This is a genomic window from Actinoplanes sp. SE50/110 (assembly GCF_900119315.1).
Lineage (GTDB): Bacteria > Actinomycetota > Actinomycetes > Mycobacteriales > Micromonosporaceae > Actinoplanes.
The window spans coordinates 192,985-215,214 of sequence record NZ_LT827010.1; the positions used below are offsets into that span (position 1 = coordinate 192,985).

Here is a 22,230-nt window from a genome sequence, read left to right on the forward strand (position 1 = left end):
CGAGTTGAAAGTGCTCACTGAATAATGAATCTCCATTACCGCCCGTCGGTGTCGAGCAACGTTTGCCATTGCGCCGGTGGGGCGCTCAGAGTAGGCAAAAGAATCACCGGAAGGGCCTGCCCAATCACCTCCCGGGCGGCCCGGTTGACAATTTGCCGCTGGGGCGGTAGCAGCGCCGGCTGGGCGACCGGCCGACCGGCGGGCGGGGTCAGGCCGCGGCCGAGGGCGGCCAGTTCGGAGAGCAGCGGGGCGTCCGGCTGCCAGTTCGCCCGGTCGCCGAACCGCTCGACCCGAGCCGGTGAGCCGGTAGCGAACAGCAGTGCGTGCGCGACCGGCGCCCGCAGATCCTCTCGGCCGTGCAGCACCGGCCGGGCCAGGATGGCCTGGCAGCGCTGGACCACGACGGTCAACCGGTCAGGCGGCATCTCGGGGGCCAGCTCGAGCCGCTTGATCTGCGCCCACAGGCCGGGTTCGGTCTGCCGTTCCGGCTGCGCCAGCCAGTGGGTGACCAGCGGCTCGACGTGCAGGGACCGGATCGCCCGGCGGCCGATCTGGTGCGCGATGAGCACTGCCAGGGCGGCCGCCCGGGCGTCGGACTCACCCAGCTCGGCGGCCACCTGGCAGGCCGCCAGCAGCGGGGCCAGATGCTGGTCAGCACGCCCGGCCAGGGCCTCCCGGCCGCCGGCGGCCAGCCACCGGGCGAGCACCCCGGGGTCGGCCCGGTGGGCAGCCGACCACACCACGGCTGCGGCCGGGTCGACCGGGCACTCGGCCGCCAGGTTCGCCGCCCGGTAATCGCGGAACGGCTGATCCCAGTCGATGGCCGGCGAGCCGGCGTGGACCGCGGCGAGCGGCTCGTCGGCCGTCGCGTGGATCGCGGCGAGGCGCTCGGCGATCGTCCGAGGCAGGTCGAGCTCGGCCCGGCGATCGCCCGCCGGCACCGCCACGATCTGCGGGAAACGGCCACCACGGACCGCGGTGACCTCGGCTCGCAGCCGCTGACCGAGGGCCAGGCCGCTCGCCGCGGTCAGGGTCAGCAGGACCCCGGTGTAGGCGGTACGTACCAGATAGCCCGGCTGGCCGGCGGCCGGCAACGCGGCGACGACCACCGACAGCACGCTGCCGACCTCGGTGAGGCGGTGCTCCCGGGCCGCGGCCGGCCGGTCGACCACCGAGAACTGCTGTCGCTCGCGGACCATCGGGACCGGCGCCGGCCCCGCGAGCAGGCCGGGCAGCCGCGGGTCGGGCTCGCCGATCCAGGACGCGAGCCGGGACGGCAGCCAGCCCAGCGCACCGGTCTCGGTGTTCCGGCCGATCAGCCCGAGGAACTGGCCGTCGACCTCGATCGGCGCCTCGATCAGGACCGCCTGCTCGGCGTGGCCGGTGCCGGCCGACGTGCCGGGCCGCAGCTCATCCTCCTCGTGATGCCACCACAGCACGGCACGCCGGTCGCGCAGCGCGGTCGCGGCGGCCGCGACCGCGCTACTGTCCAGCCCGGGCACTGCCTTGTCGGCCGCGATCAGATAGAGGGCATGACCGGCGCGCAGGACCAGCGAACCGCGGATCGACGTGACCACCTCGGTCCGCACGATCCGCCGGCGTGGCCACCGGCCGGACGGCTGATTGCGGCGGGAGACGGTCACCGTCAGACGTTCGCCGGACCGGCCCAGCTCGTCCACGGTCACCGGCAGGGCGCCGCCGAGGGCCGTCAGCAGCCCGGACGCGGCGGCCGGGCCGGCCAGCAGGTCACGCAACCAGGCGGCGCCCGGCCACGGGGTCGGGCCGTCCCCGGCCAGCGTTACCTCGACGTCGCCGAAGCCGGCCAGCCCCCAGCCGCCGTCCCGGGGCATTAGCAGGACGGTGTCATCGGTCCGGACCGTGCCCGCGCCGAGCCGGTTCGCCGAGGTCAGCCGCACCCGGCTGCCGACCGGGTGACGGTCGAGCAGCTCGGGCTCGGCCGGGTACCACCGGGTGTGCCCGCCCGCGCCCAGCTGCAGCGCCCCCGCTGCGCGGTCGGTCGCGACCACCGGCAGCACGATCCCCGGCGACCCGGGCCAGGCGCCGCGCAGCCCCGGCGTCCAGTCGCGCAGCTCGAGGGTGACGTGCCCGGTCTGCTCGTTGCGCCGCCGCCGCACGGTGACTAGGTCGCCGCCGCGCATCTGCGACCAGTCGAGGTCGGCCAGCGATTGCCGGCGGGAGGCGAACAGGGCGACCGGTATCTCGGCGACCCGGCCCGGGCTCAGCTCCAGCCAAAGCGCCGGGATGCCTTCGAGGGTGGTCGCGTCGGCGACCACATAGGTCTCCTCCTCCCGGCCGCGGATCGGCCGGTCGAGCAATTCGGCGGTCGGCAGGCCGAGCCGCAGCAGCTGGTTGCGGGGGTAGCGCACGGTCGGGCCACCGCGGTCGGCGAAGAACACCGGCCAGCGTTCGGCGTTGCCCGGGCCCAGTTCCTGGCGGCGGCACTCGCGGCCGTCGGCGTCCCAGTGGCCGGTGGTTGCGTCGTGGTATTCCCAGGTCCCGTCGCGCAGCCGGCGGGCCAGCTCGGCCCGGCTGCCCTCGGCGAACGACAGCTGCGCCCAGGGCAGCGTATGCGGCTCCGCGCCGCCGACCGGGTGCAGCCGGGCCGGGCCGGCCGGGTCCAATTCGAGACTGCCGACCACGGTCCCCGGGTCGATCGAACGCAGCCGGGCGTGATCGTCGGGGGCCGGGCTCACCGCGTACACGATCTTGGGATGGGCGGTTTGAAGCAGGGACCGGACGTTCAGGCCCCGGTCCGGCCGGGCCTCGATCGCGGGCAGGTCGGCCAGCGTGAACGCGTTGCCGTTACGGGCCTGACCGAGCCCGCCCGGGCCGAGCACCGAGTTCTTCGGCAGGGCGAGCGCCGGGCGACCGTTCCGGACGTAGCGCAGATCGGCCGGGATGGCGACCTCCAGCTGGAGCGGTTTCCCGGCGCCCACGGCGAGCAGGCGCAGCAGGGTGCCGGGCTCGAGGCGGCGAGCGCCCGGCACGCCGGCCGCGTCGTAGAACACGCCCGGGCCGACCTCGAGCACGTCGTCCCGGCCCAGGACGGCGAAGCAGGCCGCGCCCTGCTGCCGCACCCAGCTGGCCAGGGTGGCCGCCGGGCGAGCCGGGGTGTCGACGATCGAGCCGTGCCAGCGGTCCCGCCGGTTCGGCGCCTTCCGCACCAGGCGCACCATGAACTGCCGGCCGCGGTAGGCGTTCGCGCCTCCAGGGCTGCGCAGCTGCCGGGCCAGCAGGCCCACCTGGGGGGAGAACTGCCGGCGGGCCACGCTGAAAGTCCACTTCTGGCCGGCCGAGCCGAGCGGGCGCAGCTCCAGGCAGAGCTCGTTGCCGGTGTCGACGATCCGGTCGGCCCGGGCGTAGAGCAGGTCACCCTCGGCCAGCCGGGCCGGGTCGATGAGCGTGAACACCTTGCGACGACCCTGCCGGGCCGCCTCCGAGGTGTCCAGGCGGGCATGGAGCTGCCGGGTCACCTTGCCGGATCTGCCGGCCTTGCGCTCGCGGGCCACGACTGCCTCCGCGTCCGCCAGCTCGGCCCGGATCGGATGCGCGGCCACCTCGATCCGGTCGCCGGACGCACCCTGCCGCTGGGTGTGCACGCCGAGCACGGCGACCCGGCCGTGCACCAGGTCGATTTCGACCTGGATGCGGTGGATCATGCCGGCCGCCGACTCCTGCATCAGCCGCCCGCTCAGCGCGGTCGCCACGTCCCGGCCCTCCAGCCGCAGACCGATTCCACCGGGCGGCGCCGGGTCGTGGACCAGCCGGACGGCCCGCACCCGGTCGCCGTGGAAAAGCCCGCTGCCGGCCGGTTCGCCGTCGATCGTGAGCGCCTCCACCGGGACGTCGACCGTCCAGCCGAAGCCCCACTCGAACCGGTGGTGGCCGGGCTCGGCGCCCACGTAGTAAAGGGGATCCGGCAGATCGGTCCGGGTGTCGTCGACCGGCAGCGAGAGCGCGGCCGCGAAGCCGGCGACGTCGAGCGGGGTCGCGCGGGCGAACGACGCCACGTGCCCGGCGTCGACGTCCTCGATCAGCGCCCGGACCGAGCCGTTGTCGTACGCATGCCCGTCGACCAGTGGCAACTCGTCCGGCCGCAGCGGGAGCCAGCGGGCCAGCGTGCCGTCGGGTAGCGGGGCCCGATAGCCGCTCAGCAGAAGCCGGTCACCGTCGCGGATGCCGACCATGTGCTGGTGACCGTCGCGCAGCGCCCGCTCCCAGCGGTCGAGCTCGATCTCGGCCGAGGCGGCCGGTCGCGGCGGCTGCTTGATCACCGCCTCCAGGCTGAAGGTGCGCCGGACCGTGTACCGCGGGTTGTCGTCGCCCGGGTGCTGGGTCAGGCGCAGGTCGGTGCTGCGGACCCGCATCAGCGAGCCGGTCGGGAATTCCCGGGCCTCCCCGACGTACGCCCGGTTGCCCCGCTCGACCAGCACCCGCACGTAGGCCTGACCGTTGTAGGACCAGGACCGGTTGTCGAGCCGGCTGACCGTGTGCCGCTCGGTGACCCGTTCGGCCGCCTTCCCGGTGGCCAGCTGCGGGGCCTCGGGCGCCTGATAGACGGTGTACGGCCGGCCGTCGCGCTCGACCTCGCCGACCGGCAGCCAGCCCGGCCCGACCTTGGCCACGCCGGTGTAGAGGGCCCGGCCACGGATCTGGCGGCGGCGTATGTGGCCGATCCAGCCGGTGGTGGCCCGGCGGAAGTCGATATGGTCGCCGACCTCGGCCTTGAGGGCCGACAGGGTGGGCTCGGGCACCACGGCGTGGCTGACCCGGTTTCCGTTGCGCAGCCACAGGCCGTACTGGATGATGCGCTTCTCGGTGTCGAGGACCTGTTGCACGACCATGCCGTCGAGGGCGTCCGCCCCGGCCAGCACGGCCTCCAGGCCGGCCGCCGCGCTGAGCCGGAGCAACTGGTCGTCCGGCACGGCGACCGGGTCGCGCTGCGGCACCGGCTCGTTGGCCCGGTCGGACTCGACGATCACCTCGCGGTCCCGGCCGAACCGGTGGATCGTCGCCGGATCGGCGGCCAGCGACACCGACTCGGTCGCCACGAACACGCCCATGCCCGCCTGCGTGATGCCGAGCAGCGAGGCCTTGCGCAGGTTGCCGGCGACGATCCGCTGCAACCGGACCCGGCTGTCCTTGGGCAGGTGGGCCAGGGCGTGCCAGCGTACTTCGGAGGCCTCGGTGGGCCGGGGCACGCCGCGGTCCGCCATCCGCTCCGCGGCCACCGTCGCCGCCCGGGCCTGCGGCTCGCCCCACTCGCGGACTACGCAGAGCGCGTTCTCCGCCGACCCGTCGAGGCCGGTCACCGCGATCTCGGCCGGGAAGCCGGCCGGCGGCTCGACCCTCAGGTGCCAACCGGCCGAGGACCAGACCGCCGTATGCACGGCGACCTCGCTGTCCTCCGGCTCGTCGAAGATCCGCAGCCAGTCGCGGTTGCGCTCGTCGACCTCGTCGAGCAGCACGAGCAGCCCGTCCGGGTCGGCCGGCCGGACGGTGACGGCCAGCCCCGGCCGGCCGTCGCCGACCAGGCCGAGCAGGCGGGCCCAGTCGTCGGGCGCGAAGTCGTCGGCGCCCAGCAGATAGGCGCGCCCAGGCCGGGTCACGAAGCGCAGCCGCGTCTGCTCGTCCTCGGTCACCTGCTCCGCGAGGACCAGCCGTAGGCCGTCCGCGAAAGCGGCCCGTTCGCCGGCGATGAGCTCCCGGCCGCCCCGGTCGAGGGGCACCCAGCGCTCGATCGTCTCGTCCCAGCAAGCGCCGGTCTCGACCGGTTCGCCGGGAGCGCCGTAGCGGCGGGCCAGGTCGGGGTCCCACCGCCAGCGGGCCGCGCGGTCCCGCTCGTCAGTCGCGCCGAGCCCCGGATAGACGTCCATCCCGCCGATCTCGACGGCCAGCCAGGGCGCGCCGGCCAGCGGCCGTACGGTGGCCTCGCGCACCTCGGCGGTGTCCAGCGGGCGGTCGATCGGCGCGAGTGCCCGGTCCACCACCGGCGCGCCCGGGGTGCCGGCGAAATGGGCGACCACCAGGTCGCCGAGGCCCGGCATCCGGTCCCGGTTGGCGAGCTTGTGCCGCGCCGGGTGGCCCAAGCCGGCGTTCACCCACACCGTACGGGCGGGCTGGTCGACCGCACAGACGATGCCGTAGCCGTCCGCGCCGGCCAGCAGGGCGGAGGTCACCGCGGCCACCCTGTCGCGCTGGGTGAACGCGTCGAAGACCCCGTCCCGGGAGTCGTGGTAGCTGACCAGCTTGCCGTGGTACCGGTCGAGCTGCACGGCGACGGTGGTGAGATCGTCGGCGCGGGCGTGGTCGAGGTCGCTCAACGGCGTCTCCACCCGGCGCACCGGCGGGCCGGTCCGCAGGTCGCGCCAGAGCCGCTCGACGGCCTCGCCAAGGGCGGCCGCCTGCCCGACGATCGGGGCGCCGCCGTGCTGGAAGAGCAGCTCGCGGACGTTGTTCGCGGTGAGTCCGGCCGAGACCCGCTGCCCGATAACCTCGTACGGGCTGATGGCACCGTGCCCGGCCGCCTCGGTGCCCAGCCGGTAGAGAGTGCCGACCGCCCGGTAGCGCCACTGGGTGGCCAGGCTCGGCGGAGCGGCGACCCTGGTCAGCTCACGCAGCAGCAACTGGTGGTACCACTGCGCGGCGCGGCTGAGGTCCAGGATCGCGTCGATCACGATCTCGCCGACCCGGCCCACCAGTTTCTCGGACTCGTCGCCGTCGATCGGCGCCCGCAGCAGGTCGATCATCCGCCGGCGGACGATCCGCGCCAGTTCCCACGGCTCGACCCGACGCAGGACGCTCTTGGCCCAGTCGTCGGCCCAGTCGTCGGCCCAGTCGGCCTCGGCCGGGCTGTGCATCAGCGCCTCCAGCCGTACGGTCTGCAGCGCCATCGGGGCCGGCTCGTCGCCCAGCGCCTTCACGAGCCGGGTCGACCACCAGCGCCACTCGTCGAGGCCATGCCGCGGCGCCAGCAACAGCACGTTGGCGTTGACGTGCCGGGTGCGGGGCTGCTCGGCCGCGTCAGCGCCGGGCGGGGTGAGGCCGTAGGTCTCGGCATTGGGCAGCCAGTCCCAGTCGGGCTCCTCGTGCGGCCGCCAGTCCCAACCCGCCGCGTGCCGGCTGTCCGGCCGCAGGTCGCGCTCGAGCAGGGCGGGCGCGGCCCGTTGCCCGGAGTCGAGGTCGAGGCGCTCGGCGAGCAGCAGCCGCAACAGCCGGGCGGCCGGGGTGGGCGCCGTCCCGGTGAGCCAGCCGTCCTCGTCCTCGCTCTCCTCGGGCCAGCCACCGCTGACCGTCTCGCGCAGCCACCAGAACGCGGCCATCGGCGCGGCGAAGATCATGAGCCGGGCCCACTGGGTCGGCTCGGCGTCGCATCGCGCCCGCGCGGCCCGCCCCGCGGTCAGCAGCCGGACGATCCGGCGTGGTACCGCGTGCGGGCCATCCCCCTTGCCGCAGCGGTCGGCCACCATCAGCGCGTGGTGGTAGAGAGCGACCAGGGCGCCCGGCAGCGGGCTGCCGACGGCGGCGCGCGGGTCGATGGCGTCCCGCAGCGGGCTGCAGACCGCGGTGTCGCGGATCAGCAGCAGGAGCGCGAGCAGGTGGTCGGCGTCCTCCGCCGGGCCCGGCGGCACCGCGGCCAGCAGGTCGGTGGCGAGCGTGGCGGCCGCGCTGAGCCGGATCAACGAGGGCGGATCGTTCCAGTCCGGATAGGCGCGGCGTTCGGCGCTCGCCCGCCAGCGCTGCACCGCCCGCAGCAGCCACGGGCTGCCGACCAGGCTAGCCGAGGCCGCCGGAGTCGCGCTGACCGGGCCGTCGGTCAGTTGGAGCCGCGGCGGCTGCCGCCGCTGATCCCAGCTGCGCACCCGGGCGAGGGTGCTGAGGTTGTTCCAGGCCGCCTCGTAGCCCTTCTCGCCGTACGGCACGGTGAACGGCACGATCAGGTCGGCGGTCTTCCGCGAGCGCTCGACCAGGGTCGGGGCGGCCCACCAGGTGCGCAAACCCGCCAGGGTCGCGGCCGGATCGCGCTCGGCGGCCACCCGCCACATCGCGACCTGCCAGAGCACGGCGGCGGTGGCCGCGGCGCCGGGCGCACCGCTGCCACCCCAACGAGCCTGCGCGATTTCCCGCCGCTGCGGGTCGAGCCCGGGTTCGTTCTTGCGCCAGGCGGCCAGGTCCAGGCCGGCGACCGCCTCGGTCAGGGTTTCGGTCACGTCGGACGCTTGCGCGCGGGACAACCCGGCGGCCTCCTGCACGAGGTCCGGTTCCAGGTCGGCGGCTCCCCTTCCGAACGCCCACAGCCGCGCCAGCAACCGCTGCCGGTTCTCGGCGGTCCCGTCAATGAGCGCCGAGAACCGCACCGCGAGCAGGAACGGGAGCCGCCCGTACCGGCCGTCGAAGGCGGCCGTCAGCAACTCCGGCTCGCCGTCGCCGAGCCACTCCCGGGCGGTCTGCGGTGACCGGGCCGCCAACTCGGCCGCCAGAGCCACTGCCGCGGTCGCCAACGGAGCGCTGAACAGGTCATCGTACGGATCGGGGACGGCCGCCGGCCCCGGCGCGTCGGCCGTCTCGGCCGTCTCGGCGTCGGCCGGGTCGGCCGCCACCACCTCGGCCAGCGCGACGATGCGGGCCCGCAGCCGGCGCGGCGAATCGGCCAGGGCGTCGAACGCGGCCCGCAGCTCGGGGTGCCCGCCGGCCAACTCGTCCAGCTCGGCCAGGTAGGCCGCGGTCCGGCCGGCCAGCGACAACCGGTCGGCGTGCCGGCGGTAGGCGGCGAGCACCCGCGGGAGGGCGTACAGCATCAGGCCGGGCTCGACCCGGCGCAGCTGGTTGATCGCCTCCTCGGCCAGCTCGACCCGCTCGGCCGGTTCGTCGAGCGCGCGCAGCGCGTCCAGGTAGGCGTCCGTTCCCGACAGCGAGAGTCCCTGCGTGGCGCAGAGATACCAGTCAGCGAGCACGTTGTCCTCCTAGGCGGCGTGCGGGAGCGGGAGCATCGGGTGCAGCGCCGACCGGATCGCGGCCAGCGCCTCCCGATCGGCGACCGACAGGTCCTCGGGCCGCAGCCCGACCAGTCGGCGCAGGTGGTCGTCCAGGCCGGACAGCCACTTCGCGGTGTCGGCGGTGATGCCCTGCTGGACCAGCAGCGCCCACGCGCCGGGACGCACCGGACCGTGTTCGACGGCGGCGGGCTCGACGCCCTCGCCGAGCCCGCACCGGATGGCGAGCAGCGCCACCTCGGCCGAGGCGGTGGCGAACAGCCCGGGCGCCGCCGCGGCGGGCAGCGTCACCAAATCGGACACCCGCCGGCCGGCGTACGGCGCCCACGGGGCGGCCGCCTCGAGCGAGCGGCGCCGCAGCACGACGGCCAGCGCGTCGACGACCTCGGGAGCGGGCATCTCGCGGGCCGGGTCGGGCGGCTCGGTCGCGTGCGTGAGCCAGTAGCTGAGCTCGGCGTCGGTCCCGGCCGCCACGGTCAGCGAGGTCAGCCGGCCCGGGGCGGCCCGCCGCTCGGCGTACTGCGCGAGCAGCGCCGGATACAGGCCGGGCCGGCGGTCGCGGGCCGAGGTCAGCAGCGCGGCCTCGTCGTAGCCGGGGTGCCCGGGGTCGTTCAGCTCAGCGACCACCTGGGCCGCCCAGGCGACGGGGTCCACCTCATCGGGGATCGCCGGCGGCTCGCCGGCCACGGCGGGCAGCTGGGCGCCGTACGCCCGCAGGTGCGCGACCAGCGCGACCAGCGCGCCCCCGGCCGGGAAGGGGAACGGCACCGGACGACCGGCCGTCTCGACCGGTGCGAACGCCGCGACCAGCAGCTCGGGCAGTTCCAGCGTGCGAGCCAGGCGGGCCGCCCGCTCCGGGCCGGCCACCGCGAGCACGGCCAGCCCAGGGACGAGTCTCCGGATCGCGCGCAGGTATTCGCCGGCGACGCGCACGTCGGTCAGGCCGGTGACCACCGCGCCCTGCACCGGCGCTCGCAACCATCCCGGTTCGGCGCCGATCTCCTCGGCGGTGGCCGGCGGCCGACCGGTCGACGGGGTCAGCACCAGCCAGCGGCGAACCGCTTCCGGCTCGACCGCGCCGGCGGCGGCCAGATGGTCCTCGGCCGCGGTCAGCGCGGCCGCCAGTTGCGCGGCGTAATCCGGCTCGACCGGCCCGGCCAGGACTGCGAGACCGGGCGCCCGGTCGAGGCAGCAGGCCACGTCGAGCCGCACCCGGTAGCGCTCGTCGACCGGCGGCCGGCCGTCGCCGGGCGACGCGGCGGCTGACGCCCGGTAGGCGGTGAGATCGGTCAGCGGCACGACCTTCGGGCTGGCCGGCCGGGGCACCCAGACGTCCTGTTCCACGCCGTCCTGCAGGAAGGCGAGCCGGACCGGCTGCTGCTCGGCCGATGCGACGCGTGCCTTCACCCGCTGGTAAAGCTCGTCGAACCGCCCCTCGTCGGGCCAGCTGAGCTCGGCCAGGACGGCGTCGGAGAAGCGGCCGGTCCGGTTCCGGTCGTCATTGCCGGCCGACTGGCCCGGGCTGGCCGCGAGCAACGTGTCCTGCTGCCGGAAGGCGCGGACCAGGTCGGCATCCTGGTATTGGTGCACCGGCAGCTGCCAGTGCCGGGGGACGTCGGCCTGACAGGCGTCCACGATGACCAGTTGCCGCGGGTGCTGCGCGAACGCGGTGGTGCGCATGATGTGCAGCAGCAGGTCGAGGCGGTGATTGCTGCGGTCCCGGTCCCGGGCGTCGGCGCAGAGCAGATGGGTGAACTCTGTCGGTGGCCGCACCCCGTGTCCGCCCCAGAACAGGATCAGCAGGTCACTCGACTCCTCCCCGACGTCGAGCAGGCTGTTACGGATCGGGCCGAACTCGGCCGGCCGCACGTCGAGCCGGCCGGCGACGTGGCTCTCGACCTCGGCCGCATTGTCGGCCAGCGGGCTTACGTGCAGGCGGATGTTCCCGGCTGGAACGCGCTCGGCGAGGAGCCACTCCACGAAGCGGCACGCGTCCAGGGCCGGCCCGTCGAGATTCCAGCTCTCGCCCAGGTCGTACCGCTCGATGCCGACGACGACCGCCCGGGTGCGGAGCGGATCGATCATCGGAGGAACGAGTCCAGCTCTTCGTAGAGGGCGTCGTTGCCGAAATAGGTGGTGTGCGCATAGGGGAACGGCCAGCGGTTGTCCACCTCGGCGTCGGTGACCCGCCCGGGGAAGAGCCCGCCGCTGGTGAAGCCGAGCAGGTCCCGCCGGTCGAAGATGTTCAGCCAGCGGGGGAAGCCGACCGGCAGCGGGGTGCCGAACTCCAGCCCGGGCAGCGCGCCCAGCTCGTACAGCAGCGGGGCCTGGGAGCCGACCGTGACCAGACCGGTCACCGCGGGCAGCGGGGTCGTCGCGAGCAGGTCGACGGCGGCCACCCCGCCCAGGCTGTGCGCCACCACGACCACGTCGTCGCCCAGCTCTTCGATGCGGGATCGCAGGTGGTCGCGGATCGCCGCGCCGCGGGCCAGGTAGAGCAGCACATCGCCGGCGACCGCGCTGGTCGACCGGGTGATCGCGGCGCGCCGGCGCTCGACCGGTTTGCCGGCGCCCATCCGCAGGGCCAGCCGCAGCCCCAGCTTGCCGGCGTCGGCGCCGAGCCCGCGGTCGGTGCCCCCGAGGGCGGCCACGATCTCGGCGACCAGCGCATCCCGGTGGGTGCCGTCGATCGGCGGGCGGGCCGCCTCCGCGGCCAGCAGCAGCGACTGAGCGACGACCGCCCGGGCGAACGGCCGGCGCAGGTCGGCCGGCCGCACCTCGGAGTGCGCCAGCGAGCTGATCTCCTCGCTGGCCAGCACCGCCCGGACGGCCCCGGGGAACACGTCGGCTAGGCCCAGCTCGGCAATGCCGGCCTGGAGCTCGGCCGCCAGGCCGGGCGCCTGCTCGATCAGCTTAGCCGCGCCGCGCACCGCCATTGGGTCGAAATTGCCGGCCCCGCCGCGGGCCGCCGCCGCCTCGGCCGCGGCCAGGGTGGACAGCTCGAATAGCGGGTCGGCCGCGAGGAGGCTCCAGAGTGCCACGTCGCGATCGGCCGGCTCCTGGGGCTCGCGCGCGCTACGCCCGGCCGGAATCGAGACACCCTCGGCCCGCAGCCGGGCGCCGTGCTCGCCGCCCCAGTAGCAGGGTTCCACGCGCAGCTCTGGGCGGATTGCCTGCAGTTTCACGCGGAAGCTGTCGAAGCCCGTGGAGTAATCGGGCTCGCGCACTCCGGTGCCGTGCACATGGAGAACGACCGTCATCGAGCACCCCCATCCGTTACTCGCACCGCCGGCCAGTGTGCTGCCGGACACTGAGGAAGGTTCAGCACTCGAAAGGTAAACACGGGGTTACGGCCGACTGCCGCAGTCGTCCAGCCAGTTTCCCGGGCCGCCTAGGCGACGTCAATTCCCCGATTGAGGCATTTAAAAGCCGGACGGCCTATGGGTTCCGGCTCGGCGCCGGTTGGAAGGTCCGTCGAGTATTAGCGCGCACAGCTCGGCCGGTGCCTGGTCACGGCCTCGCGGAGGGCGGCCTTAGTCGCCGCGCCGACCTCGGACAGTCCGGTGTGGCGCACGGAGCGGGTTCGACCATCTCGGCGCCCCGGCCGGCCCGGGTCGCGTGGCCCACCGAATGCGATTTTCATCCTTCGTAGTGGTTGGCATCGAGTCGTGCAGCAGAGGATGGCGTACGTTAATCAGCATGGCGTCGTGGTGGATCCGCTGGCGCTGTCCTTGCGCGTAGCTCCGCCGCACGCCCACCGTCCGTCTGGCTCTGAGCGCGGAGTAGCGATCTCATTGGGTCACGGGTGTTGGCTGACGATTCACTTCCAGAGGCAGGTGCACGGATTTGCCGCAGACAACGCGCGCTCGGCTCTCGGCAGATCGTCACCATCCGTGATGAGTCCACCAAGAGTGCGCCAGAGTCCATCAACCTCTCACTCAACAACACGGACTCTCCCGATCCTCGGGCCCAGCAACCGGGGCCTGCGGCGGAAGCGGCGTCGCCGCCACAGGAACCTCGGTGCCTGGTCCGGCCAGTAGCCGTCGGCCAATGTCCACCGCGAGTCCGATTGCGCCCGCCCTGGCCGACAGACGATCGGTGATCACCGAACCGGCTGGGGCACTGTGTGGCACGATCTTCCACGGTGGGGCCCACCGGCACAGGAAGATCAGGATGGATACGACGGAAGGCAGCACGACTACGGTGACTGATCCACGTCCGCGGCCAAAGCGCCGCCGCCGGTTGGTGATCGCCGCCGTCGTGCTTGTTGCCGCAGTGGGCGCCACCTCCTTCGTGTGGTGGGGCAACCCTCGGATGGGCGAGGGCAGCGTGATCAGTCCTGGGGAGGGCATGTCGTGGGCCAACGACGGCGTGACGGAGACCCGAATGGTGGTGCGTGGCAGGCACGCCGCGACGGTAACCGCCACCTTCAGCGTCCGCAACGACGGTCACCTGCCCTTCACCGTGCACGGCCTCGACGCGTCGACACGGTCGAATGGCTCTCACATCAGCAGGTCACCTTCGTGGCGGGCGTCCCCGGATTCGATAAGTCGGCGACCGCACTGAAGCAGGTGACGCTGGCCCCCGAAGAGGAGGCGACCGTCCAGTGGTCGCTGACCATGACGTGCCAGCCGACCATGGCGGAAGGCAGCTTCATAACCATTGATTCCCTCCGGTTCAGGATTAGCTGGCTGGGCATCGCCACTACCCGTGATCTTCCCCTCGATCGGCCGATCACTTTCACCGGTGACAACGAGGTCCCCGGCGTCCCCGTTTGCTGACCGATCCACTCTGGCTGAGCCTGATCGACAACGCCTGTGACCCCCACGCACCTGTGTTCGCCGGACGTCCTGGATATCGCCAGGTTGGCAACAGGGCTCTTCGTCGAGTGCCTCGGCGCAACGACGACTGACGACCTGGTGACGCAGTGGGCGATCCGCCCCTTTCGCGATCGCCTCTGGAACGGACATCCCGCGGAGCGGCATCACGTGGATGGTGCCGGGTCGGCGAGGCGGGCTTCCAGGTCGGCGATACGCCGGTCTTGAAAGCGGATGTTGGATCGAGCGGCTTTGAGCCGTTCGTCGAGAATCCGGGTGTCGGCGGTGAGCTGGCGGAGCTGCTGCTTGAGGGTGGTGTTCTCGGTGGTGATCCGCTGGATGCTCTCTTCGGCCCATTCGGTTTCCATGCTGCGAATCTGGCCGAGGAGCTCGCCGATCCGGGCCCGCTGGGTGAGGATTTCGGTGCGCGCGGCTTTGAGAGCGTCTTCGGCGTTGAGCGCCCGTTCGCGCCAGGTCGCCTCACGTCCGACGGCCTGGTCGTCGAGGACCTGGCTGCGCCGTTCGCCGGCTTCGGCCATGGCGTCGGAGACTGCGACTTTGGCCTGTGGGTTGGCGTAGAGGAAGGTGCGGGAAACGGTTGCCCGGCGGGCGACGGCGGCGACGCTGATCGGCAGCCCTTCGCGGCGGAGGCGGGCGAGGGCGTCGTGCACCCGTGCGATGTTGGCCTCGGTGCTGCGGCGCCGGGCTGCTAAGGCCGCAGCCGTGCGGAGATCGGGAACGGCGGCGTTGTTCATGCGCAGGGTTCCTCCCGCTCGTCGGCGATGCCGTCGTCGTATGTCATCGCTTCGGTGGCTACCGCGTCAGCCAGGTCTGTGGCGCGGAAGGCGGTCGACCACATGCGGTGGAAGTAGTCCTGCGGCCTGCGCAGATCGAGTGCGAGAGCGTCCTGCAGCAGGCCGAGCCCAGCGAGGGCCTTCTCCAGGCCGTCGATAGCGCGGGCGGTGGGCTCGAAGACTTGGTGCAGGTAGTCCGCGGTGGCATCGTCCGGGGCGCGTTCCGCGATGGACATCCACTGCTCGCGTTTGCGGCGCCAGTAGAGCAGGTCGGCACCGGAGAGCACGAACTTGTCGCAGGTATGGCAGTTCAGATTCCAGGGGCAGGCGCCGCCGTCGACCACGGGCTGGAAGGTGCAGAAGCCGCCCTCGGCCAGCATGCTGCGGCGGGTGAGATCCAGAGCGAGGGCTTGGGCCTCGTGCCGGTCGAGTGGGGTGGTGCCGGTGGACAGCATCTCGCCGGGTCGGGCAGCTCCGGGGCCGGAGACCCCGACGTGCTGCAGCACGTCCTCGATCTCCGAGACGGCGACTTTCGCGTAGTGCTCGGTCATCCGGTTCGAGACGTGTCCGAGGAACCGTTTGATGTGGTGCAGGCCGGCCCCGTTGGCCAGTAACTTGGTCGCCAGAGTGTGCCGAGCCTGGTGGGTGACACAGGAGCCCAGCTCGAGTTCGGATACCCAGGCCTTGAAGGCGGCTCCGTACCAGCCGTAGCTGAGCGAACGCGCGAAGCCGGGGTTGTGTTTCGGGGCGGGGAACAGAGCCATCCGAGCCCGCTCCGGTGGGGTCGCGGGATGACCGAATCGGCCCTCGAAACGGGCCAAAGTCTGGCGTTGCCGTTCAAGGATGCGCTGGTAGGTGTACTCCGGGATGCGGATGGCCTGGTCGTAGTTGCCGACCTTGGTCTGGTCGTGCCATAGCATGGGCAGCTTGCTGTAGCGGCCGACGCAGTCCAGGCTCAGCTTGATCACTTCGCTGGCCCGGCGGCCGGTCACGATGATGATCTCCCAAATATCGCGTAGGCCTCGGTCTGCGGGATCGTGCACATCGGCGAAGCGCCGGAGGTTGTCCTCAGCTGCCAGAGCTTGGGCGACGTCGTCAGTGAACGGGCTGCGGGTCCGATGGGTGCCGGTGCCCATTGACGGGAAGGCGACGACGAAGTCGCGGTTTAGGCCGATGCGGTCGGTCTCCCCGCGTTCCAGTGCCCACCGCATGATTTTGCGAGCGTGGCTGAAGATGAAGTGCAGTGTCGTCTCGGTGACGGTGCTGGCTTTGCCCGTCTTCAGTCGCACGACCAGCGAGGGCAGTTGGTGGCGGGCTCGATGACGCTGATCGGCCAGGAACCGGTGGAAATGATCGGCATGCAGGCGTGTCGGGTCGTGCCCGCCGCTCTCGGCGGCGACCTCGAGATAGGCGCTCAGTTCGAGGCAGGCACGCCGCGTGTCGTCGTAAGGGCCCTTGGTGCGCGGACTGCCCGGGGTGCGCAGCTGGTCGGCGACGTAGTCCCACAGAAGATCGCGCAGCCATCGCTGGGTCACCCCGGTCAGGTCGTAGTGGCTGGAGAAGCCGCGAATGCTGGTGCCGAAGTGATCCAGTTCGAGGTAGCCGGCTTCTCGGGTCTGCGCTGGCGTCACGTAGACCACCCGTAGGGACTGCAGCATCGCCTGGGCGATGCTCTGCGACCGGCTGGGCAGGCTGGCCACGTCGACGTCGGTCAGCGTGTCGAGCGTCCGGCAGCCGTTTACCAGGGTTTGCACTGCCGCCGGCGTCCAACGGCAACGGATGTTGTCCTGAAGACGAGCGAACAACGCCCACTGCAGCTCAGCCTGTAGGAGCGGATGGTCGTCCAGTGCGCCCGGACTGGCTCACTCACCGCTTTCACGTGCTGGTCGTCAGGTTCGGGCTGCCACTGGTCCGGTTGCATGATCTGCGGCATGGTGCGGCGAGTCTGGCGGGTGCGGCTGGTGTCGAGTTGAAGGTGATTCAGCATGATCTCGGCCATTCCAGCGCGGTGACCACGGCGGACACGTATTGGACGGTCTTCCGGGAGCTGGCTCACCAGGCGGTGGCGGTGACGGCGGGATTGCTGCGGACACATGCTCGGTTCCGGCTGCGGCTAGAAGCGGCGTCGCAGGCGTGATTGGCCAGTGGTGGCCGGACGTAGACAGGTTCGGGCCGGCCGCCATGAGCTCGCCTGTGTGTTAGTGGGCCGGGTCGCCCGGTCACCGGGCGACCCGGTGCCCCTTGGTGCAGACCGGCTTGTGCGGTGCCGGGCGGGCGAGCCTACCCGGCACTGCGGGTGGTCAGTTCAGATGGAAGCGGTAGGTGTAGGAGTATTCGCCGTCGGTGCCGCCGCCGTCGGGCACGTCGAGATGGTCGGCGGTGACGCTCAGCCCGTCGGCGGCGATGAGGTAGGGAACGTAAGCCGGCGGATCGCCGTCCGCGATGGTGGCGGGTGCCCACCGCCAGCCCTTCTCGGTCGTCGTGTCGCTGTACTCGTCGCAGGCGATGGGGAAGGAGAACTTGTGGTGCGTGACCGCGGGCAATCCGCCGAATCGGTAGTGCCGGTACTCGAGTCCGCCCGGTAGCACGTTGACGAACAGGTGCAGGCCGATCTCGAATGGGGGTGAGAGGTTGGGCAGCGCGCTGGTGGCGTTTCCGTGCCCTGCGCAGTGGTCTCCGTCTACTTCGTGGATCTGTTCGTTGATGGTGCTGGTCCCGCCGGTGACCGGGAACGTCCACCCCTGGAAGGCGTGCTGTCCGGCAAGGTGTGAGCTGGTCTGTCCGGACAGTCCGGTGGGTACCGGGGCACCGAAGGTCAGTGAGGTCGACACGGCGAGGTCGCTGTCGGAATCGGCGTAGCTGTTGCGCACGCCGCCGCCAGGGTCGACCTTTGCGCAGCCGATGTTCGACGCCTGGATCGTCGGATCCTTCTCGGCCGGCGAGACCTGCGCCGTGGCATCAATGCGGGCGTTGGTGACGATCACCACGAGGTCCTCGACGTGCTGCTCGTATACGTCGCGGCACCAGGCCCGCCAGGGCTGTTCGGTCAGGTCCTCGTCATGCCAGTAGCCTTGGATTTTGACGAGCGCCTGCACGTGCAGACCGGCCGGGGCGGCGCCCGGCAGGTCCTGTTCGACGAGGCTCTGCCCGTCCATGCCCACCACGGGATCCTCGCTGTGGGTGTTGATCTGGCTCAGCCGGTACGTCCACCCGTTGTGGAATACCAGAGAGCGGATGTGGTCGTCGTCGACGGACACGTGGAAGTAGGCGGAGGACAGGGGCGGCAGCCGTAGCGGTGTGCTCCCGGCGGTTCCGGGTGTGGCGATCTGCAGCGGGTACAGCACGTCCGGTGCGCCGCCAAGCTCGAGCCGGTGGTCGGTGACGGCCGGCTGGACTCCCAAGAACCGCCCGTCCCAGGCGGCGTAGGAATTGTCCGAAGGCACCGCGGCGTTGTAGTCCCCGTTCCAGTGGTACCGGGCGAACTCGGGCCAGCGGTGGTCCAACCCGCCGACCGCGACGTCCACGGCCTCGGTGGCCGAGGTAGACGGCGTCGTACCGAACAGCTCCCAGATCCGGCGCAGTGTCTGCGGAGCCGGCTTGTCCTTGTCCACGACGTGCTGGATATACCAAGGGAACAGGAATTCGCCGTACCAGCGCGTGCTGGGTTCCTCGGGCATGCCTTGTGACGGTGTCGGCATGAAAAAGGATTTCGCCATGGACAGCGGATGGTCGCCGGTCGGGATGACGTACTGTTCCGCCCACGTCGCGCTCGCCTCGTACCACCAGGCGTCGTTGTCCGGGATGTCCCCGCCGCACCGGTACGAGTTCTCTACCGCATGCATGAATTCGTGCACCGCGTTGTACCCCATCCCAGCGGCACCAATTGCATCGTTGATTTCGATCCAGCTGGCGCAGCCCGCGACACCCGAATCCGCAGGGTAGGGGTTTGTTTGCGCTGCGCGAACGAGCTTCGGATCACCGTCGGGATGCCCGGCGTCACCGAAGGGCACCACAAACACGTCGAGCCGACCGTCGCCGCGATCAGGGTAGGTCACACCATCGGCGCATTTGGCCCGGGCGGGGCGTAGATCCGACAGCGGAGCCAGGAAACTCAATGCGGGATCCGCGACGAGCTTTCCGTAAGCCTGCTCCATCGCCTGTGCGACACCCATCGCCAGGTCGCGTTCCGGTGTTCCGGCGGCCGACGAGAACCACACCCGCGCGTGCGCCGATGAGACATCGGTCAGATCGGTACGGCACCGATCATCTAGCAATGGCGCGGCCGTGCCGGCCGCAGCTGGCACGGCCGCACCCAGGACTACCGCCATGGCGCACACCGCCAGCCCGACCAGCGCTAACCCCTGCATCGAACCCCGGCCGCGCGCCCATGCGAAACTGAGCGCTGCGCCTTGTCGTCGATGGCGCAAGGGTGCGCCCCTGCCTTCTTTTAGAACCATGCTGCCCCTCCCCGTGGATAGCCTCCGGATCGTGCCGGTGGAGTCCGGATCGCCACGGCGCCGGTCAATCGCGATGTGGCTGCGGATACCGCCGCCGCTTACGGTCGGCCACGGTCACGGCTATTGGCAGGGGTCAGTCAAGTATCCGTGTTTGTGTATCTCGTTGTTGGAGGACACCCTCGGTGTCGTCGGTTGGCACACTTCGGCGCTGAGCGGATGTGGGCTACGGGCAAGAGCTTGACCAGCCCTTGGTAGCCGTCCACGACGCGATCGCCGGCACCCTTAAGGTCCTCATGATCATGGTCGACTTCGCGCAGATCAGCTTCTGCGACTCGTCAGGTATGGCAGTCTCGACCATGCCCACGGCGAGGCCCGGCGACGCAGGCATCACCCTGCGCCTGGTGTTCCCACAACCGGCAGTCCGCCGGGTATGGGACTTGCTGCCCCTCACCGACCGGCTCGGACCGACCTCGCCGGAGGATACTGAATCCGGCCTTCGCACCTGCCGACGCCGCCATGTCCTCGTACCTGCTGGTCTCCAAGATCCGCCACTGGAAATTTCGGGACGGCAGCCGGCAAGCTACCGACGCCACGCCTCCCTGATCGGTCGACAACACCGCGCGTTCATGGCAGCTGGGGATGGCGCTCACCGCCGTCGTTTCGGCACTGCTCATCGCCGCGCTGGTAGTCGTTAGACACTGAGAGCCCGTCCCCGAGCCGCCTCCACCAAAGCGAATCTGAGTCGATCTGCAACGCCCGTCACCGAGGGAGGTCGCAGCGGTTAGCACCCGATCGCTCGGTCGCACGGCCAGCCTCGTCTTATCCTGGCGGCATGAACCGGGGCGGCATGGACGGGGCAGTGCACCCCAAGAAGGTGGGCCGGAACCTCAACGTTCTTGCCGTGTCGGGATTCGTCGGTGGCACGGTCGTAATTCTCGCGCGCAAGGCGGCCCGCCATCGGCGCCGCGGCAGCCTTACGACACCGCCAGCGGGCCCGGGACGAGGGCGTCCGCTTCGACCGGACGTTGAAGTCCAACGGCCCAGCGAGAACATTCGTCCCTTCTACCGACGCGCGCGCCGAGGCGTAGGCCCAGTTGTACGGCGATGAAGGCCTGGATTGCGATGGCGATCAGGACTTCGGTGATGGATAGCCGGGTCCGAGGCTGAAGCCGATGGCGAGTTCGTCGAGGCTGATGGCGATGCCCAGGCCGAGGATGGCCATGCCGTGGGCTTTGCTGAGCTGGCGGACGCGTTCCTCTTCGGCGTCTTCGTCGCCGCCCAGCAACATCCATGCGCCTACTCCGGCCAGTGCGGCGGCGGCGAGGTAGTCCGCGATCCCGGCGACAGCGTGCGCGATGGGTGCTCCGATCGCAACGCCGAGCAGCGGCATGCCGGCCTCGAAGGCGACGAACAGGCCGGTGATGCGCCAGCGTTCGCGGCGTGAGGGGCTCAGCGCGCCGAGCGCGGCCGCGACCGCGAAGGAATCCAGGCCCAACGGCAGGACGAACAGCAGCAGCCGTAACATGTCGAACCCTTCTCCTGCTTGCTGGCATGGTCCGGGCGGGCCCTGTCGGCCGCTGAGCACCGCTGTGGCATGCCCGGACTCACGGTACGGTCACCAATGCCGCAGACGCGTCTTCCCGCGCCTGCGGCTGCGGCGGCCTGCGGTGACGGCACGGTTTCCTTGCGATTCGGTCAGTTCTGCGCGACCCCTGTGGGATGCCTGGCCACGAAGCTTGCCATCGTGTCGTTCTTGGCGGCCTGGAACATGCGGACGCGCTGTCTGCGGACAGACCCAGTAGATCGGTGCCTCTGGGGGTGTGCACGATTCGGTCTCTAGGTGGGTAGGTCGAGCGGGGCGCCGGGTGGTGCGGTGAGTAGTTCAGTGTCGGAGGCCGGTGGTGCCGGGGTGCGCCATTCGGCGAGCAGGACTGTGGCGTCGTCTTGGAGCTGGTCGTCTTGGTGCTCGTGGATGGCGTGGACCAGGCGCCGAGCGGTTTCGGGCAGGGATAGCTGATCGGCGGCGGCTTTGACGGCGAAGTCGATGAGCCGGTCGAGGCCGAACTCGGCGCCGTCCAGGGCGCGGGCTTCGATGATGCCGTCGGTGTAGAGCAGTAGCCGGTCGCCGGGTTCCAGAACTTCTTCGACGACCAGGGGCGGCCGGTGGCGGCCCATGACTACGGGCAGCGCGGTGGGGGTGGGCAGGATTTTGACGACTTTGCCGTCGCGGATGACGATGCCGCTGGGGTGTCCGGCGGAGATGACTTTCAGGGTGCCGGTGCGCTGGTCGAATTCGGCGAGCACGGCGGTGATGAACCCGCCGCGGTCGTAGCCGTGCACGGCGGTGTCGATGTGGTGATAGGTGGCGGTGAGGTCGAGGCCGGCGCGGCGGGCGTTGCGGTACGCGGCCAGGGCCAGGGAGGCGAGCATGACTGGGCGCAGGCCGCCGGCGGAGCCGTGCCCGACGGCGTCGAACAGGGCCAGGTGGGCGGTGTCGGCGTTGACGGCGTAGTCGAACGCGTCACCGCCGACGTCGTACGCCGGTTCCAGGACGCCGCTGATGACCAGGTGGCCGGTGGAGAAGGTGAGCGGAGGCAGTTGGGCGCGTAGCATCTCCGCGGCCAGCTGCATGGGTTCGCGGCGGCGTACCTGTTCGATGGCGTCGCTGTAGAGGCTGCGGGTGACCACCAGTCCGGCCAGCAGGGACGCCACCGCGGCGCAGCCGTCGAGGGTGTCGTCGCCCGGCGGGCTGCCGAGGATGAACTCGACGACGCCGAGACGTTCGGCGCCGTCGACCAGTGGCAGCCACAGCCGCACGCCGCCGGGTTCGGTGTCGCTGACGCAGGGCGCGATTAGAGTGAAGGCTCGGCCGGCCAGGGTGCCGTCGACGGCGAACGGGTCCCGCTGCGGGGCGGTGCCGCCCAGCAGCGGGATCAGCAGCCGCTGCTGGTGATCCACCAGGTACAGGATGATCGCGGTGGCGTTGAGCAGCGGCGCCGCACGCATCGCCATCTGGGGCAAATCATCGGGCCGGGCATGGTGTGACTGGCGCAGCAGCTGCCGCAGCGACTCCGAAGCATTCATGCGGGTCCTTCCTGCCCCGTGGCCTGTGGCGTGCGCCGCGACCCATGGGCACGGTCGCGTTTTG

The 22,230-nt window shown here is 71.5% G+C and carries 10 protein-coding genes; 2 read left to right on the forward strand and 8 right to left on the reverse strand.

Features of this window, described 5'->3' with window-relative positions; translation table 11 throughout:
* Nucleotides 1-35: 35 nt before the first annotated feature.
* The 3 genes from ACSP50_RS00930 to ACSP50_RS00940 are packed head-to-tail and all read right to left on the reverse strand — an operon-like array spanning nucleotide 36 to nucleotide 12,274.
* Nucleotides 36-8,975, reverse strand: a complete 8,940-nt coding sequence (locus ACSP50_RS00930) for a hypothetical protein (RefSeq protein WP_014687268.1) — start codon at nucleotides 8,973-8,975, stop codon at nucleotides 36-38.
* A gap of 9 nt (nucleotides 8,976-8,984) precedes the next feature.
* Complete coding sequence (locus ACSP50_RS00935; RefSeq protein ID WP_014687269.1) at nucleotides 8,985-11,099, reverse strand: caspase family protein; 2,115 nt, start codon at nucleotides 11,097-11,099, stop codon at nucleotides 8,985-8,987.
* Nucleotides 11,096-12,274 carry an alpha/beta fold hydrolase gene (locus ACSP50_RS00940; RefSeq protein WP_014687270.1) on the reverse strand — a complete coding sequence of 393 codons (1,179 nt, stop codon included), beginning with the start codon at nucleotides 12,272-12,274 and terminating at the stop codon, nucleotides 11,096-11,098. The genes ACSP50_RS00935 and ACSP50_RS00940 overlap by 4 nt, the downstream gene beginning before the upstream one ends.
* Nucleotides 12,275-13,537: 1,263 nt before the next feature.
* On the opposite strand from ACSP50_RS00940, the gene ACSP50_RS00950 reads away from it, so the two are divergent.
* Nucleotides 13,538-13,795 (forward strand): hypothetical protein, encoded by a 258-nt coding sequence (locus ACSP50_RS00950; protein WP_014687272.1) that lies wholly within the window; start codon nucleotides 13,538-13,540, stop codon nucleotides 13,793-13,795.
* Between the two features lie 203 nt (nucleotides 13,796-13,998).
* On the opposite strand, the gene ACSP50_RS00955 is transcribed toward ACSP50_RS00950, so the two are convergent.
* The gene (locus ACSP50_RS00955) at nucleotides 13,999-14,586 is read right to left on the reverse strand and encodes a DUF6262 family protein (RefSeq protein ID WP_014687273.1); all 588 of its coding nucleotides are present in this window, start codon (nucleotides 14,584-14,586) and stop codon (nucleotides 13,999-14,001) included.
* Nucleotides 14,583-16,379: a site-specific integrase gene (locus ACSP50_RS00960; RefSeq protein ID WP_014687274.1), complete on the reverse strand. Its 1,797-nt coding sequence runs from the start codon at nucleotides 16,377-16,379 to the stop codon at nucleotides 14,583-14,585. The genes ACSP50_RS00955 and ACSP50_RS00960 overlap by 4 nt, the downstream gene beginning before the upstream one ends.
* Before the next feature lie 92 nt (nucleotides 16,380-16,471).
* Here ACSP50_RS00960 and ACSP50_RS00965 point away from each other — a divergent pair, with 92 nt between their 5' ends.
* Complete coding sequence (locus tag ACSP50_RS00965) at nucleotides 16,472-16,762, forward strand: tyrosine-type recombinase/integrase (protein WP_014687275.1); 291 nt, start codon at nucleotides 16,472-16,474, stop codon at nucleotides 16,760-16,762.
* A gap of 163 nt (nucleotides 16,763-16,925) precedes the next feature.
* Here ACSP50_RS00965 and ACSP50_RS00970 read toward each other — a convergent pair whose 3' ends face one another.
* The 3 genes from ACSP50_RS00970 to ACSP50_RS00980 form a co-directional block, all read right to left on the reverse strand.
* Nucleotides 16,926-19,082 carry a hypothetical protein gene (locus ACSP50_RS00970; protein ID WP_155123419.1) on the reverse strand — a complete coding sequence of 719 codons (2,157 nt, stop codon included), beginning with the start codon at nucleotides 19,080-19,082 and terminating at the stop codon, nucleotides 16,926-16,928.
* 1,129 nt (nucleotides 19,083-20,211) lie between these two features.
* Entirely contained in the window at nucleotides 20,212-20,607 is a 396-nt protein-coding gene (locus tag ACSP50_RS00975) for a manganese efflux pump (protein WP_014687277.1), read from the reverse strand.
* 311 nt (nucleotides 20,608-20,918) lie between these two features.
* The gene (locus ACSP50_RS00980) at nucleotides 20,919-22,166 is read right to left on the reverse strand and encodes a PP2C family protein-serine/threonine phosphatase (RefSeq protein ID WP_014687278.1); all 1,248 of its coding nucleotides are present in this window, start codon (nucleotides 22,164-22,166) and stop codon (nucleotides 20,919-20,921) included.
* Between the last annotated feature and the right edge of the window lie 64 nt (nucleotides 22,167-22,230).